Source organism: Pseudomonas sp. AU12215 (genome assembly GCF_001675465.2).
In the GTDB taxonomy this organism is placed as follows: Bacteria; Pseudomonadota; Gammaproteobacteria; order Pseudomonadales; family Pseudomonadaceae; genus Pseudomonas; species Pseudomonas nitroreducens.
The window spans coordinates 1-15,277 of the sequence record NZ_MACM02000191.1 but is presented as its reverse complement, the minus strand read 5'-3'; the positions used below and the strand labels follow the sequence as shown (position 1 = coordinate 15,277).

Annotated in this window: 16 protein-coding genes; 7 read left to right on the top strand and 9 right to left on the bottom strand. The window is 64.3% G+C overall.

The features are described from left to right. Positions 1–18: 18 nt before the first annotated feature. Positions 19–1,122: a sialidase gene (locus tag A9513_RS34180; protein ID WP_065086647.1), complete on the top strand. Its 1,104-nt coding sequence runs from the start codon at positions 19–21 to the stop codon at positions 1,120–1,122. Here A9513_RS34180 and A9513_RS36270 read toward each other — a convergent pair. Both A9513_RS36270 and A9513_RS34175 read right to left on the bottom strand, forming a co-directional pair. Continuing rightward, entirely contained in the window at positions 1,101–1,244 is a 144-nt protein-coding gene (locus A9513_RS36270) for a hypothetical protein (RefSeq protein WP_169889017.1), read from the bottom strand. The two genes, A9513_RS34180 and A9513_RS36270, sit on opposite strands and share 22 nt — an antisense overlap. A gap of 23 nt (positions 1,245–1,267) precedes the next feature. Further along, positions 1,268–2,848 (bottom strand): RimK family protein, encoded by a 1,581-nt coding sequence (locus A9513_RS34175; protein WP_065086646.1) that lies wholly within the window; start codon positions 2,846–2,848, stop codon positions 1,268–1,270. Positions 2,849–2,941: 93 nt separating this feature from the next. Between A9513_RS34175 and A9513_RS34170 the strand changes: the two genes are divergently transcribed. From A9513_RS34170 to A9513_RS34150, 5 genes are all read left to right on the top strand, one after another. Then, on the top strand, positions 2,942–3,391 hold the full coding sequence (locus A9513_RS34170; RefSeq protein WP_065086645.1) for a GNAT family N-acetyltransferase: 450 nt from the start codon (positions 2,942–2,944) through the stop codon (positions 3,389–3,391). Between the two features lie 76 nt (positions 3,392–3,467). Then, positions 3,468–3,797 carry a helix-turn-helix transcriptional regulator gene (locus A9513_RS34165; protein WP_024763532.1) on the top strand — a complete coding sequence of 110 codons (330 nt, stop codon included), beginning with the start codon at positions 3,468–3,470 and terminating at the stop codon, positions 3,795–3,797. Then, positions 3,794–4,228, top strand: coding sequence for a YeeE/YedE family protein (locus A9513_RS34160; RefSeq protein ID WP_024763531.1), 435 nt, complete (start codon positions 3,794–3,796; stop codon positions 4,226–4,228). The genes A9513_RS34165 and A9513_RS34160 overlap by 4 nt, the downstream gene beginning before the upstream one ends. Continuing rightward, positions 4,225–4,659 carry a DUF6691 family protein gene (locus A9513_RS34155; RefSeq protein WP_065086644.1) on the top strand — a complete coding sequence of 145 codons (435 nt, stop codon included), beginning with the start codon at positions 4,225–4,227 and terminating at the stop codon, positions 4,657–4,659. Before A9513_RS34160 ends, A9513_RS34155 begins: the two co-directional genes overlap by 4 nt. Continuing rightward, on the top strand, positions 4,656–5,519 hold the full coding sequence (locus A9513_RS34150) for an MBL fold metallo-hydrolase (RefSeq protein ID WP_024763529.1): 864 nt from the start codon (positions 4,656–4,658) through the stop codon (positions 5,517–5,519). The genes A9513_RS34155 and A9513_RS34150 overlap by 4 nt, the downstream gene beginning before the upstream one ends. A 243-nt stretch (positions 5,520–5,762) precedes the next feature. On the opposite strand, the gene aceF is transcribed toward A9513_RS34150, so the two are convergent. The 4 genes from aceF to A9513_RS34130 form a co-directional block, all read right to left on the bottom strand. Next, positions 5,763–7,364, bottom strand: a complete 1,602-nt coding sequence (gene aceF, locus A9513_RS34145) for a dihydrolipoyllysine-residue acetyltransferase (RefSeq protein ID WP_065086643.1) — start codon at positions 7,362–7,364, stop codon at positions 5,763–5,765. A gap of 154 nt (positions 7,365–7,518) precedes the next feature. Next, entirely contained in the window at positions 7,519–10,167 is a 2,649-nt protein-coding gene (gene aceE / locus A9513_RS34140; protein WP_065086642.1) for a pyruvate dehydrogenase (acetyl-transferring), homodimeric type, read from the bottom strand. Between the two features lie 278 nt (positions 10,168–10,445). Next, positions 10,446–11,492: an acyltransferase gene (locus tag A9513_RS34135; protein WP_169889009.1), complete on the bottom strand. Its 1,047-nt coding sequence runs from the start codon at positions 11,490–11,492 to the stop codon at positions 10,446–10,448. A gap of 236 nt (positions 11,493–11,728) precedes the next feature. Further along, entirely contained in the window at positions 11,729–12,706 is a 978-nt protein-coding gene (locus tag A9513_RS34130; protein WP_065086640.1) for a sensor domain-containing diguanylate cyclase, read from the bottom strand. Positions 12,707–13,023: 317 nt separating this feature from the next. Between A9513_RS34130 and A9513_RS34125 the strand changes: the two genes are divergently transcribed. Beyond that, positions 13,024–13,641, top strand: a complete 618-nt coding sequence (locus A9513_RS34125; RefSeq protein WP_065086639.1) for a histidine phosphatase family protein — start codon at positions 13,024–13,026, stop codon at positions 13,639–13,641. On the opposite strand, the gene A9513_RS34120 is transcribed toward A9513_RS34125, so the two are convergent. The 3 genes from A9513_RS34120 to A9513_RS34110 all read right to left on the bottom strand — a co-directional run. Beyond that, positions 13,628–14,200, bottom strand: a complete 573-nt coding sequence (locus tag A9513_RS34120; protein ID WP_037013296.1) for a periplasmic-like protein — start codon at positions 14,198–14,200, stop codon at positions 13,628–13,630. The genes A9513_RS34125 and A9513_RS34120 overlap by 14 nt on opposite strands. An 83-nt stretch (positions 14,201–14,283) precedes the next feature. Next, positions 14,284–14,880: an NADPH-dependent FMN reductase gene (locus A9513_RS34115; protein WP_065086638.1), complete on the bottom strand. Its 597-nt coding sequence runs from the start codon at positions 14,878–14,880 to the stop codon at positions 14,284–14,286. Continuing rightward, positions 14,877–15,277 (bottom strand): sterol desaturase family protein (locus A9513_RS34110; protein ID WP_141678574.1); only part of this gene is annotated, 401 nt, incomplete at its 5' end. The genes A9513_RS34110 and A9513_RS34115, both read right to left, overlap by 4 nt.

Here is a 15,277-nt window from a genome sequence, read left to right as displayed (position 1 = left end):
GTAATTCAGGAGAGCACAATGGATGATCGACTGCTGGTGGCGACCCGCAAGGGGTTGTTCACCTTCCAGCGTGGCGCGGACGGTTGGCAGGAAAGCCGCCGTGACTTCATCGGCGAACCGCTCAACACCGTGCTGGCCGACCCGCGCGATGACGCCCTCTACGCCGCGCTCAACCTCGGCCACTTTGGCTGCAAGCTCTGGCGCCAACGCGCCGGTGAAGCTTGGCTGGAAGTCGCCGTGCCGACCTATCCGCCGCAACCCGACCCGCTGCCCGAACCCGCGGAAGGGGGAGCGCCGCCCGCGCCCTGGACCCTGCAACAGATCTGGTGCCTGGAAACCGGTGGCGCTGCCGAGCCCGGCGTGCTCTGGGCCGGCACCATTCCCGGCGGCCTGTTCCGCAGCAACGACGGCGGCGACAGCTGGGAGTTGAACCGCCCGCTCTGGGATGTGCCCGAGCGCTCGCGCTGGATGGGCGGCGGCTATGACTGGCCGGGCATTCACTCGGTCAGCGTCGACCCGCGGGACAGCCAGCACCTGACCGTCGCGGTGTCCTGCGGCGGCGTCTGGCAGAGCGTTGACGGCGGCGCCAGCTGGCGCCTGAGCACCGCCGGCATGTACGCCGACTACATGCCGCCGGAGCTGCGTGAAGAGGGCGCCATCCAGGATCCACACCGCCTGGTGCATTGCCCGGCGCAACCGGATCGCCTCTGGGTGCAGCATCACAACGGCATCTTCACCTCCATCGACGGCGGCTCGCGCTGGAGCGACGTACCGGTCCAACCCTCGAGTTTCGGTTTTGCCGTCGCCGTCCACCCGACACGGCCGGAGACGGCGTGGTTCGTCCCGGCGGTGAAGGATGTGTGCCGGATTCCGGTGGATGCCCGCTTCGTCGTTACCCGCACGCGCGACGGCGGCGCCAGCTTCGAAGTACTGGACGGTGGCCTGCCCGAGGGCGCCGCCTTCGACCTGGTCTATCGCCACGGCCTGGCCATCGATGATGACGGCGCCTGCCTGGCGATGGGTTCCACCACCGGTGGCCTGTGGCTGTCGGAGAACGGCGGGGACCACTGGCAGTGCCTGTCCGTCCACCTGCCGCCGATCTACTGCGTGCGCTTTGGCTGAGTCTTGTGCCTGGCCTCTTCGCGCACCTCGCGTGGCTTCATGCGGTGGTCGAAGTAGTTGATCGCGGTGCCGAACACGACGATGGCGATCAGGATGGTCAGGCCGATATGCGTGGCTTCCATAGGATTCTCCTTGGGCGGTTCGCTCAGAGCGCCTGGCCGTGGCGCTTGAGCTCCAGGCGGCGGATGAACTCCTCCAGCACCCGGCGGTAAAGGTCGTCCTTGAGGCAGGCATCCTCGATACCGGCGTCGAGGTTGGGGTTGTCGTTCACTTCGATGACCACCACTTCGCCGTCCACCTCCTTCAGGTCGACGCCGTAAAGGCCGTCGCCGATCAGGTTGGCAGTCTTCAGTGCCAGCTCCACGACGGCGGGCGGCGCGCTTTCCACCGGCAGCGTGCGGCACTCGCCGATCGCCTCGCCGCCGGCCTTGTGCTCGACTATCTGCCAGTGCCCGCGGGACATGAAGTACTGGCAAGCGAACACCGGCTGGCGATTGAGGATGCCGATGCGCCAGTCGAACTCGGTGTAAAGGTATTCCTGGGCGAGCAGCAGCACCGAGTGCTCGAACAGCTCGGCGCTGACGCTGTGCAGTTGCTGGGCGTCCTCGACCTTGTAGACGCCACGGGAGAAGCAGCCGTCGGGGATCTTCAGAACCAGCGGGAAGCCCAGCCGCGCGCCGATGCGCTCCAGTTCCTGCGGGTCGTCCTTGTAGAGGATTTCCGTGGCCGGCATGCCCAGGCCGTGGCTGCGCAGCAGGTCGCTGAGATAGACCTTGTTGGTGCAGCGCAGAATCGAGGCCGGGTCGTCCATCACGATCAACCCCTCGCTCTCGGCCTTTTTGGCGAAGCAGTAGGTGTGGTCGTCGACGCTGGTGGTCTCGCGGATCAGCAACGCGTCGTACTCGGCGAGGCGCGGGTAATCTTTCTTCTCGATCAGCTCCACGTCGATGCCCAACTGCCGGCCGACGCGGACGAAACTCTCCAGTGCGCCGGCGTTGGAAGGCGGCAGGCTTTCCGCCGGGTTGTGCAGGATGGCCAGGTCGTAACGCGCCAGGCGCCGCGAGTTGGGCTGGCGCCAGACACGGCGGCTGAAGCGGTCCAGGGCATCGGCGAACTGGTCCTCCTGGTTATCGCGCAGCTTGTGCAGCGCGCCGGGGCGGATTCCCGCGATGTGCCAGGCGTCGGTGCGGCGGAAGTCCACCAGCAGAATGGGGCAGGGGAAGACCTCGAACAGTTGGCGGGCGATGGGTTGCAGCGGTTCGAGGTCGGTGCGGCCGAAATACAGGCGCAGGGTGAAGCCGTCGGTGCTGGAGCAGGGATGCTGGGCGAGGGCTTTTTCCAGGGATCTTTCCAGGCCGTCCAGAGCCAGGCCGTAGAGGGATTTCTTCGCCAATTCGCTGATGGTGCGCACGGAAGGAATGACCTTGTGGCCACGTGCTTCGGCGAGCAGCGAACAATAATAACCGTGGCCGAGATATTTATAGTGGCGGCACAAGTTGATGACCTGGAAGCGTTTCCCTGCTTCGAACTGGCGGGAGGCTTCCAGATATTCCCGCGCCGTCAGCATGTCCTCGCTGTGGAGGTACGAGGCCCAGTCTTCCTTGCGGTCGACGATGATCAGAACCCGGCTGGACCGCGCTGAAGGAGGCTCTGCAGCGGCCTCGGGGATTATCCGGAGAGAACTTGCGTTCAACTTTTCATGGAAGTTAGTGTGTAACGAAGACATTGTTTACGGACCTGTCTGGAAGTTGCCGTGTGTCTATTAAGCAGTAACTTTCTGAAATGTCCCGGTTCATTACGAAAGTTTTATGGAGAACCCATGTCACTGTTATATCGCCTTGCCACGCAGGCCGATTTGCCGGCTCTTCTCGCGTTGGAGGAAGGCACTTTCGACGAGGACCGCCTGAGCGCGCGCAGCTTCCGTCATCTGATCGCCGCGCCGAGCGCTGAACTCCTCGTGGCGCAGGAGGGGGGCGAGCTGCTTGGCTACGCCTTGCTGCTGTTTCGCCGGGGCGCCACGGTGGCGCGGTTGTATTCGCTGGCGATCTCGCCCCTGGCGCGTGGTCGGGGGCTGGGCAGTGGCCTGCTGGAGCAGGTGGAGCGCAGTGCCACGGGGCGCGGCTGCAAGGCGCTGCGGCTCGAGGTGCGCGTCGATAATGGCATCGCCATCGGTCTCTATGAGCGGCACGACTATCGTCGGTTTGGCCGGACCGCGGGTTTCTACGAAGACGGCGCCGATGCCTGGCGGTACGAGAAGCCGCTGATCTGAAGAAGAGATCGGGGACTGGCCAGGAGGTGAAAAACAATCTATAAAAACATAGATTGTTTATTTGTAGATCGTACCCATGACCACTCCTGCGCTCGACCCCGCCGACGCGCTGCGTCTGCATCAGTCCGCCGAAACCGCCTGCCAGTTGCTCAAGGCGCTGGCCAATACCGACCGCCTGATTCTGCTCTGCCAACTGGCCGAGGGTGAACTGAACGTCGGTGAGCTGGAAACCCGTACGGGCATCTCCCAGCCGACCCTGTCCCAGCAACTGGCGGTGCTGCGCCGCGAAGAGCTGGTGGAGACCCGCCGCGAGGGCAAGCAGGTCTATTACCGCATTGCGAGCCACCAGGCGCTGGCGGTGATCGAAACGCTGTACCGGCTGTTCTGCGCGGAGCAACCAAGATGATCGACTGGACTCATTTCACCCCCTGGAGCGCCCTGGCCGGTGGAGCGCTGATCGGTCTGTCGGCCGGGCTCTACGCCGTCCTCGATGGTCGCGTCGCCGGCATCAGCGGGCTGCTCGGCGGATTGTTCAAAAGCGCCGGCTGGCGCGGAGAAGGGCTGTTCTTCCTGCTCGGAATACTGGCCGCGCCGCTGTTGTGGGCTGCGTTGCTGCCATTGCCGGAGATTCGTTTCGAGGCAGGCTGGATGACGCTGGCGGTGGCGGGCCTGCTGGTCGGCGTTGGCAGTCGTTTCGGCTCCGGCTGTACCAGTGGGCATGGTGTCTGCGGGCTATCACGGATGTCTGGCCGCTCGCTGGTGGCGACGTTGTGCTTCATGGGTACCGGCTTTGCCACCGTGTTCGTTCTGCGTCACTGGCTGGGGATTGGAGCATGAACAGGATCGTCGCCTTGCTGCTCGGCCTGCTGTTCGGCATCGGCCTGTTGCTGGCAGGCATGGCCAACCCGGCCAAGGTGCTGGGCTTCCTCGATCTCGCTGGGCGCTGGGACCCCTCGCTGGCGCTGGTGATGCTGGCTGCCATCGCTGTTGGACTACCGTTCTTCACGTGGGCGCGGCGGCACGATCGTTCGTTGCTGGGTGGCCTGATGCAACTGCCGCAGCGCCGCGACCTGGACAGCCGGCTGATCGGCGGCAGCCTGCTGTTTGGCGTTGGCTGGGGCATTGCCGGCATCTGTCCGGGACCGGCACTGGTGACCTTCTCCGCCGGCTACTGGCAGGGCGCATTGTTCTGCCTCGCCATGCTGGTGGGGATGGCGCTCCACGCCGCCTGCGAATGGCATCGCGAGAACCTGGGGAAGCCCGCATGAGCGCCACGATCCAGCATTTCTTCGACCCGGCCACCTCCACCTACAGCTACGTGGTGGCGGATCACAGCACCGGGTACTGCGCCATCATCGATCCGGTACTGGACTACGATGCCGCCTCGGGCCGCGTGAGCAACGCCGGCGCCCGGCGCATCCTCGACCATGTGCGCGAACAGGCGCTGACGGTGCAGTGGTTGCTGGAGACCCACCTGCATGCCGATCACCTGTCCGCCGCAGCCTGGCTCAAGGCCGAGCTCGGCGGTCGGCTCGCCATCGGCGCCAGCATCGCCCAGGTACAGCGCACCTTCGCAGGACTGCTCAACCTGGGCGAGGATTTTCCCTGCGACGGCAGCCAGTTCGACCACCTGTTCGAGGACGGCGAGCGTTTCAGCATCGGCGAATTGCAGGCCCAGGCACTGCACACGCCGGGCCATACGCCGGCCTGCATGACCTATCTCATCGCTGACGCTGCCTTCGTCGGCGACACGCTTTTCATGCCCGACTACGGCACCGCCCGCTGCGATTTCCCCGGCGGCGACGCGCGGCAGTTGTACCGTTCGATCCAGCGGCTGTTCGCGCTGCCCGATTCGACCCGGCTGTTCCTCTGCCACGACTACCTGACGGAGGGGCGCGAGGAGCACCAGCACGAGACCACGGTAGCGCGCGAGCGCGAGGCCAACGTCCATGTGCATGACGGGGTGGGCGAGGACGCCTTCGTCGCGATGCGCAACGAACGCGATGCGACGCTCAACGCCCCGGCACTGATCTGGCCGTCGATCCAGGTGAACATGCGTGGCGGGGTTCTGCCGGAAGCCGAGGGCAACGGCGTGCGGTATCTGCGGATTCCGCTGAATCGTATGTAGGGTGAGGCAACGGGTTCGCGAGCAGACTCGCTCCTGCCAATGGAACCTGCTACGAACTTGTCGGAGTGAACAGGTTCGCGAACCGCTGCGGGCTATCCGCCGTGATGGCGGATAACGCTTCCTGCGCTCCCGGACATTCGAGCCACTGCTTCCCCTCACCCTGGCCCTCAGGGAGAGGGCCGGGGTGAGGGGAAGCGCCCGGGTGCGAGGCTCATCGCAGTCGGAGCCCGCTGCCATGGGGCCTTAGAGCAAAAGACTGCGAATATCCCCCAACACTTCGCCGAGCCGCCGAGTGAACCGCGCCGCCGCCGCACCGTTGATCACCCGGTGGTCATAGGACAGCGACAACGGCAGCATCAGCCGCGGTTGGAAGGCCTTGCCGTCCCACAGCGGCTGCATGGTCGCCTTGCTCACGCCGAGGATCGCCACTTCTGGCGCATTGACGATGGGCGTGAAGCCGGTGCCGCCAATATGTCCCAGGCTGGAGATGGTGAAGCAGGCGCCCTGCATCGCGTCGGTGGAGAGCTTCTTGGTCCGCGCCTTCTCCGCCAGTTCGGCGGCCTCCAGGGCAAGCTGCAGCAGCCCTTTCTTGTCCACGTCGCGGATCACCGGCACCAGCAGGCCATCCGGCGTGTCCACGGCGAAGCCGATGTGCACGTAATGCTTGCGGATCAGCGCCTTGCCGCTGGGCGCCAGCGAGCTGTTGAAGTCCGGCAGCTCTCGCAGCAGGTGGGCGCAGGCCTTGAGCAGGATCGGCAGGATGGTCAGCTTGGTCCCGGCCTTTTCCGCCGCCGCCTTCTGCGCGAGGCGGAAGGCTTCCGCCTCGGTGATGTCGGCGGACTCGAACTGGGTCACGTGGGGCACGTTCAGCCAGCTGCGGTGCAGGTTGSYGGCGCCGACCTGCATCAGGCGGGTCATSGCCACTTCTTCSAYTTCGCCGAACTTGCTGAAGTCGATTTCCGGAATCGGCGGAATCCCTGCGCCGCCAGCGGCTCCTGCCGCCGCGCCGGACTTGCTCCGTTGCAGTTGCTCCTTCACGAACAACTGCACGTCCTCCTTGAGGATGCGGCCCTTGGGCCCGGTGCCGGTAACCTGCGCCAGGTCGACGCCGAATTCGCGGGCGAGCATGCGCACCGCCGGCCCGGCGTGGACCTTGGTGTCGTCGCGGCTGGGCGCACCGACGGGCGCGGCTTCCGGTGCCTTGGTCTGCTCGGTTCTTGCGCTGGGCTCCGGAGCGGGTTGCGCGGTGTCCTGCGCAGCAGTCGGCGCGGCGCTAGCGGCAACTTCCAGTTCAAGGATCTCATCGCCTTCCTTGAGCGTATCGCCGATCTTCACCTTGATGGCTTTCACCACCCCGGCCCTGGGCGCGGGGATTTCCATGCTGGCCTTGTCGGATTCCAGCGTCAGCAGGCTCTGGTCGGCCTCGATGGAGTCACCCACCTTGACCATCAGTTCGATGATCTCGCCCTGGCCGTTGCCGATGTCCGGAACCTTGATGGTTTCCACGCCACCGCCTCCCGCAGGCGCGGATTGCGGGGCCGGTGCGGCGGCGGGCCTGGGTTGTTCGGCTGCCGGTTTGGCGGGCTCTTCGGCCTTGGCCTCGGTGGCGCTGTTTTCGGCTTCCAGTTCGAGGATCTCGTCGCCTTCCTTGAGGGTGTCGCCGATCTTCACCTTGATCGCCTTCACCACGCCGGCTTTCGGCGCAGGAATTTCCATGCTGGCCTTGTCGGATTCCAGGGTCAGCAGGCTCTGGTCGGCCTCGATGCGATCGCCGACCTTGACCAGCAGTTCGATGACTTCGCCTTCGCCGTTGCCGATGTCGGGTACGCGGATGGTCTCGCTCACGGTGCCTCTCCTCAGAACCTGCTCAATGTCTGCCTGCACTTGCTCATGCGGCGTTGAGAGCAGGCTCGAAATGCTCATTTACCGCTCGTAAACTGCGCTTTCTCGCCTGCTCTCGCCTTGCCTGAGCTGCGTTCGGCAAGACCTTGAACAGGTTCTAGCAGTCCAGCGGGTTGGGTTTTTCCGGGTCGAGGCCGAACTTGGCGATGGCTTCCGCCACCACTTTCGGCTCGATGTCGCCGCGATCGGCCAGCGCCTCCAGCGCGGCGAGCACCACCCAGTGGCGGTCCACCTCGAAGAAGTGACGGAGCCTCGCGCGGGTGTCGCTGCGGCCGAAGCCGTCGGTGCCCAGCACCTTGAATTCCTTGGTCGGCACCCACTGGCGAATCTGTTCGGCGTAGACCTTCATGTAGTCGGTGGACGCGATCACCGGCCCGCGCCGGCCGCCGAGGCAGTGCTCGACATAACTCGCACGCGGCTTCTGCCCCGGATGCAGGCGATTCCAGCGTTCCACGGCCAGGCCGTCGCGGCGCAGCTCGTTGAAGCTGGGCACGGACCAGATGTCCGCGCCGATGCCGAAGTCCTCGCGGAGGATTTTCGCGGCCGCTTCCACCTCGCGCAGGATGGTTCCCGAGCCGAGCAGCTGGACGTGGTGCGCGGCGCCGCGCTTGTCCTCGTCGAGCAGGTACATGCCCTTGATGATCCCTTCCTCGGTGCCCTTGGGCAGGGGCGGGTGCGGGTAGTTCTCGTTCATCACGGTGATGTAGTAGAAGACGTCCTGCTGCTCCTCCATCATCTGCCGGACGCCCTCCCTGATGATCACCGCCAGCTCGTAGGAGTAGGTCGGGTCGTAGGTGCGGCAGTTGGGGATGACCGAGGCAAGCACGTGGCTGTGGCCGTCCTCGTGCTGCAGGCCTTCGCCGTTGAGCGTGGTGCGCCCGGCGGTGCCGCCGAGGAGGAAGCCGCGGGTCAGGCTGTCGCCGGCCGCCCAGGCGAGGTCGCCGATACGCTGGAAGCCGAACATCGAGTAGAAGATGTAGAACGGCAGCATCGGCTGGCGGTAGTTGCTGTAGGCGGTGCCGGCGGCGATGAACGACGACATGGCGCCGGCCTCGGTGATGCCTTCCTCGAGGATCTGGCCCTTCTTGTCCTCGCGATAGAACATCAACTGCTCCTTGTCGACCGGCTCGTAGAGCTGGCCCACCGAGGAGTAGATGCCGAGCTGGCGGAACATGCCCTCCATGCCGAAGGTGCGGGCTTCGTCCGGGATGATCGGCACGATGCGCTGGCCCAGCTCCTTGTCCTTGACCAACTGCGAGATGATCCGCACGAAGGCCATGGTGGTGGAGATTTCACGGTCGCCCGAACCGTCCAGCAGCGCCTTGAGCGTTTCCAGCGGCGGTGCCGGGATGGCCTGGCTGTTGCCATGGCGATGGGGCATGAAGCCGCCCAGGGCGGCCCGGCGTTCCTTCAGGTAGCGCGCCTCGGCGCTGCCCTCGTCGGGGCGATAGAAGGGCAGCCTGGGCAGGTCGGCATCCTTGATCGGGATGTCGAAACGGTCGCGGAAGGCGCGCAGGCTGTCCACGTCGATTTCGTGGATGTTGTGGGCGATGTTCTTCGCCTCCCCGGTGCCGGTGCCATAGCCCTTGATGGTCTTGGCCAGGACCACGCTGGGCTGGCCCTTGTGGTTSACCGCCTGGTGGTAGGCCGCATAGACCTTGTASGGRTCGTGGCCGCCACGGTTGAGYTTCCAGAYCTCYTCGTCGGAGAGGTCCTTGACCATCTCCAGCAACTCGGGCCGTTTGCCGAAGAAGTGCTCGCGGACGTAGGCGCCGTCCTTGGCCTTGTAGTTCTGGTAGTCGCCGTCCACCGCTTCGTCCATCCGCGCCTGCAGCAGGCCGGCGGTGTCCTTGGCGAACAGCGGGTCCCACAGGCGCCCCCAGATCACCTTGATCACGTTCCAGTTGGCGCCGCGGAACACGCCTTCCAGCTCCTGGATGATCTTGCCGTTGCCGCGMACCGGGCCGTCSAGGCGCTGCAGGTTGCAGTTSAYSACGAAGATCAGGTTGTCSAGCTTCTCGCGCCCGGCCAGGGAGATCGCACCGAGGGATTCGGGTTCGTCGGTCTCGCCGTCGCCGAGGAAGCACCAGACCTTCTGCTTSCCGGCGGGRATGAAGCCGCGGCTYTCCAGGTACTTCATGAAGCGCGCCTGGTAGATCGCCTGGATCGGSCCCAGGCCCATGGAMACSGTSGGGAACTGCCAGAAGTGCGGCATCAGCCGGGGGTGCGGGTAGGAGGAGACTCCCTTGCCATCCACCTCCTGGCGGAAGTTCTCCAGCTGCTCGTCGCTGAGCAGCCCCTCGATGTAGGCGCGGGCGTAGACGCCTGGGGAGGCGTGACCCTGGAAGTAGATCAGGTCGCCGGCGTGTTCCTCGGTAGGGCCGTTGAAGAAGTAGTTGAAGCCGATGTCGTAGAGGGTCGCCGAGGAAGCGAAGGTGGAGATGTGCCCGCCCAGTGACGGGTCCTTGTGGTTGGCGCGCATGACCATTGCCAGCGCGTTCCAGCGCACCAGCGAGCGGATGCGCCGCTCCATGAACAGGTCGCCGGGCATGCGTGCTTCATGGCCGACCGGAATGCTGTTGCGATAGGGCGTGGTGATGGCGTAGGGCAGTTGCGTGCCGGTGCGGCTGGCCAGCTCGCCGAGGCGAGTCATCAGGTAGTGGGCGCGCTCTTCGCCTTCTTTTTCCAGTACGGATTCCAGCGCGTCCAGCCATTCCTGGGTTTCGACGGGGTCGATATCGTGCATGGTCAGGGGTCCTGGTTACGGGGTCGGCTCTACGCAATGCCGGCTCCGGGCCAGGTGTTCCAAGGGGTTGGCGCAACGGTCGGCGGCCCTTGTGAGGCCACCGCGCTGCCGCCGGCACGCGCGTGTGGCTATAGAGCTTAGACAGCTCTGGCGCCAGTGCCCGCCCTGATTGTCGAGTCAGGTCGTCATACCGGCCCCTTGAACCTTCAGACGAGCTCGGTGAAAAAGCCCGCCAATGGGCGGGCCTCTTCATGATCGGTAGGGCGTCGTGGTGCACATCACGCTGTGGCGAGCGGGGCGCGCGATGCTTTTTGCTTTCTGTTCACATAGTCGATGGCGGGCTGCTCGATGAACAGATGAACCAGATACGCAGCACCGATAACCATCATTAGGTACGACGGTGCGGCGGACCAATCGCTCATGTCCATGTGCTCCTTGAAGAAGGACACAAAGATCGGGTGAATCAGATAGACCGAATAGGAAATACGGCCTAGGAAATCACCCAGCCGATTATTCGTCAGGTGATACACGATGCCCGCTTGGCTTGAGAGAGAGTAGATAAGAGCGGTGAAGAGGAACGGGGCAATGTAAGCATCACGGTTCACCCAACTGGTCTTGGCAAATAGATACACGCCAGCGCCGATGGCGGCGATCTGGATGAGCGATTCACCCCATTCGGATAGGTGCTTCGAGCGCACGTGGATGGCGACGGCGGCGCCGAGACAGAAGCCAATTAAGCAGCGGATGAATCCAAACGGAACACCATTGTTCCATAAGTGGTAGTGCACATTCATGTGCAGCGGAGATGTCCTGCTGATCAGCACTGCCAGCCAGAGCGCTACCAATACCAGACAGGCCAGCAGAACGCCCGCATGCTTCTCCTTCAGCGCATGAATGAGAGAAAAGAAAATCATGCCCAGCCAGAATTCAGCGGAAATGCTCCAGCCCACCCCAATGGGTTCAAACCTGTAGTTGCCGCCACCGCCAAAGGGGAAGAGTTGAGTAAGCGTGACGATCTTGAATAGGTCCAGACCGCTCGGCAAAGGCAGGTTTTTCGTGAACTTCAAAATCACGAATTGAACAGCGACAGCAAACAGAAAAGTCGGGAAGAGTCGATAGATTCTCTTTTCGGTGAACCTGACGAACCAGTCGGTACCGTCGCGCCTATCGGCCAGTATCGATTTGGTGAGAACGAAGCCACTGAGGATGAAGAAGAAGTCTACGGCCAGAATAAACGAAGAAGGAACAACGTCCTTTATTCCGCTCCAGAAATAGAAATGCCCAACTGCAACCACTAAAGCGAAGGCTCCTCGGAAAGAGTCCAAGGATAGGTTCCGCGTCGTCCCTGCCACCGCAAGTCTCCTTAATGAAAAAGGGCGCGAGTGTATCAGGGGTGATATCACTTTGATATTTTTTCTACAGGTCAGCTTATCCGGTTGCGCACGAGGCGCCTCGGCTAATGACAAACATTGCTCTGACGTCCGTTCACGAGGGGATTTGGCACGAGAAGCGCAACGGCGCCCGCTCAGTGGGTCGAGTCAGGACGTCGCAGCCTTCCCTATCAACGCGCCTGCACCGCGTCGCGCCGCAGGTCGTCGCCGCGCTTCCACTGGGCCGCCACCAGCCGGTCGCGCCCGGCCTGCTTGGCCTGGTAGAGCAACCGGTCCACCGCCGCGACGAAGTCCAGCGGGCGGTCGCTGGAGGAGGGCACGGCGGTGCCGACGCCCAGGCTGATGGTCAGCAGCGAGGACACATTCGACTTCTCGTGACTGATCTGTTGTTCGCGCAGCACGCTGCGGCAGCGCTCGGCAACCTGCCGCGCGGCCTCGCTGTCGGTCTCCGGCAGCACCAGCACGAACTCCTCGCCGCCGAAGCGCGCGATGAAGTCCCGCGGGCGATGCAGCGCACCGGCCAGTGCCTTGCCCACCGTGCGCAGGCAGTCGTCACCGCGGACATGCCCGTAGTGATCGTTGAACTGCTTGAAGTAGTCGATATCCAGCAGTACCAGGGAGATCGGCTGGCCGCTGCGCTGGGCGCTGCCCCACTCGGTGTCCAGCACCGAATCGAACATGCGCCGGTTGGCCACACCGGTCAGGCCGTCCTTGTACGAGTACTCCTCGAGCTGGCGCTGCAGCATGATCAGCTGTTCTTCGGCGCGCTTGCGCTCGCTGATGTCGAACATGAAGCCGACCAGCGAATCCACCTCGCCGTCGTCGTCGCGCACCACGTGCACCACATCGCGAATCCACACGTAATCACCCTGGATGGTCAGCGCGCGGTAATCCGCCTCGTGATCGGTGCCCTCGCGGGACTGCGAAATGCAGAAATTCACCACCCGCTCGCGGTCTTCGGGGTGCATGCGCTCTGCCCAGTCGTTGGCGCTGACCCAACTGGCCTGGCTCCAGCCCAGCAATTCTTCGATCTGCGGGCCGATGTAGGCGAAGGTCATGGATTTCCAGTCGATCTTCCACGGGATGGCGCGGGTGGATTCGAGGAGGGTCTGGTAGACGGGATTCTCCGGGGAGGCGTCGTACGGCATGGCGGCGGCTCTCTGATGGCACTGTGCCTTGTTCTACCACATCGCGATGACCGAAAAGCGGCCGATTGCGCTGGTTGACCCCTCGATGGCGGCGGGGCGACAGACGGTCGTTTCCGACAGAGACGGTTTCTTCAGCAATTCATAACGGGTTCTTCACGAATCCGGGGATAGGGTTTGATCGCCCGCCATCTGACAACCCGCAGTGCGATGGATACCCCAGGGATGGGTCGGGCCTCCCTCGTCGAAGAGGGAACGGATGCGGACCTCTTTCCAGCAGCGCGGCCTCAATCATGCCCATCCCGAAAGTCTTCAGATCAATGTCCCGCGGTTGGCTGGCATTACTGGCAATGCTCCCGGTGATTGCCCTGCTCAGTGGCTTCCTGCCGCTGGACTTCTCGCGTCCTACGCCGCTGGTGGGTGACGCCCAGCGCCAGGCCGAATTGCGCGAGCATTGGCAGAACGGCGACCTGATCGTGCTGGTGCGCCATGCCGAACGCTGCGACCGCTCCAGCGCACCGTGCATGGCCGACGTCAGCGGCATCACCGTCAGGGGCGGGCAGAGTGCCCACGAGATCGGGCAGGATTTCGCCGCGCTCGGCCTGGCCAATGCCGACATTCTCAGCAGCGACCAGTTGCGCGCCGTCCAGACTGCCTCCTCGATGTTCGGCCGGCAGCCGGTGGAGCAGAACTGGTTGTACAAGTGCGAAGGAACGATGCTGGACCAGGCGCTGCAGCACAAGGTGGCGCACCGCAACCTGATCCTGGTGACCCACAGCGAATGCATCGAAGACCTGGAACACTCGGTCAGCGTGGACGACCCGGCGACCCCGGACTATGCCTCGACGCTCTTCGTGCTCAGCGAGAAGGACCAGACGCCGCGCTTGCTGGGTTACCTCGACGCGGATCAGTGGCCGTTGAACGTCAGCGGGCGCTGATCTGGCTGGGCGTGGCGCCCAGGCGGTAGCGCTGCAATTCCTGCGCGGTCAGCACGCGCATGCGTTGCGGGTCGATGCTCTGCATGGCGTCGGCCAGCTCCAGGGGAATATCCATGTCGCGGAAATAGGTGCGGGCGTTGTAGCTGCCCGCGGCCTGGGACGAATCGCCGGCCGGGTAGTAGGGGCGATGCAGGCCCACGTAGCCGCGCACGGTACGGTGCTTGCCGGCGGCCAGCAGGTAGACGCAGGAGCCCTGGCAGACGCTGTTGGTCGGCACCAGGGTCTCGAAGCCGGATTCACGCAGCAGGCGGCCCATCTTGATCGACTCGGCGGCGCTGCCACCGATGCTGTCCAGCAGGGCCACCTTGCGGGCGAACTTGCCGGGGTTGGCCAGCAGCCCCTTGAACAGACGTTCGTAGTCGCCCGGAGCGATGTCCTCGCTGATCCGTACCGCCAGTACTTCGCCGACCTTGGAATGCTGCACCTGCTTCACCTCGACCTTGGCGAAGGTCAGGCTGGAGCACAGCGCGGTGGCACAGAGCAGGGCGGTGCGAAGCATCGGGAGACGAGTCCTGTCGAAGTTTTTGTAGGAAGGCGCAGAAGATACCCTGAAGCGCCTTCCTACGCATCCTCCTGGGCGCCTCACATACCGTTGGCGTAGGCCGGATTGTGCAGGTCGATCCGCTGGCGGACCTCGCGCAGCGCGCCTGCGTACTGGCAAAGCATGTGCAGCGCCCAGTCGGCGCGTTCGCGCAGGCGCTGGTCGTTTTCATCGCTTGGCGGGCCTTCGTTGAGCACGCTTTCCACCTGTCGGACCACCAGCTGTTCCGGCAGGTAGGCGATGCGGCTGTTCTTGTAGCTGGAGGCGCGCAGCTCGGCCAGCGGATAGGCGCCGCCCTGGCCGGCGGAAACCCCGACCGGTAGCGCCGGCTTGTGCCCCAGTTCGCGCAGCCCGGCATAGACGAAGAAATTCTTCAGCGCCGGGCAGGCCATGCCGTGCCATTCCGGAGCGATCACCACCAGCGCATCGGCCTCGTGCAGCAGCTCGCGGTGCTGCGGCCAATGGCCTTGCGTATCCGCTGCCGGCCACAGCGGCAGTGGCGTGGCGCCCAGGTCGATGACCTGCGCCCAGCCGCACAGCGCCAGGCTTTCCAGACGGCCGGCAAGGTAGCGAGCGACCTTCGCCGACTGGCTGTCCAACTGGCTGGAGCCGGCGACCAGCACGATATTCGGGCTCATCGGGCCACCTCCGCTGCCACGTCCTTCTCGGTGTCCGGCGCACGGTTGCGCACCAGCGGCCAGAACACTTCCTCCTGCCAGCTGACCGGCGCCAGGTCCTCGATGCCGTAGGTCTGTGGGCGGCGCCGGGTGATCTTTGCCGTACCGAAGAGCACGTCCCAGAAGAACAGCAGGTTGCCGAAGTTGCCCTTGTAGTAGGTCACGCCATCGTCGGCACTCAATCCGTGGTGGGCCGAATGGGTGGCGGGCGTCGAGATTGTCCGCTCCAGCAGCCACATCAGCGGGCGCAGGACGCGGATGCGATAGAGCCTGTCGTCCCAGGCGAGGTTGCTGTCGGCGCCGAAGATCACGCACATCTTCAGSACGCCGACTTCGGCCTTGGCCTTGTCGCGCGGTT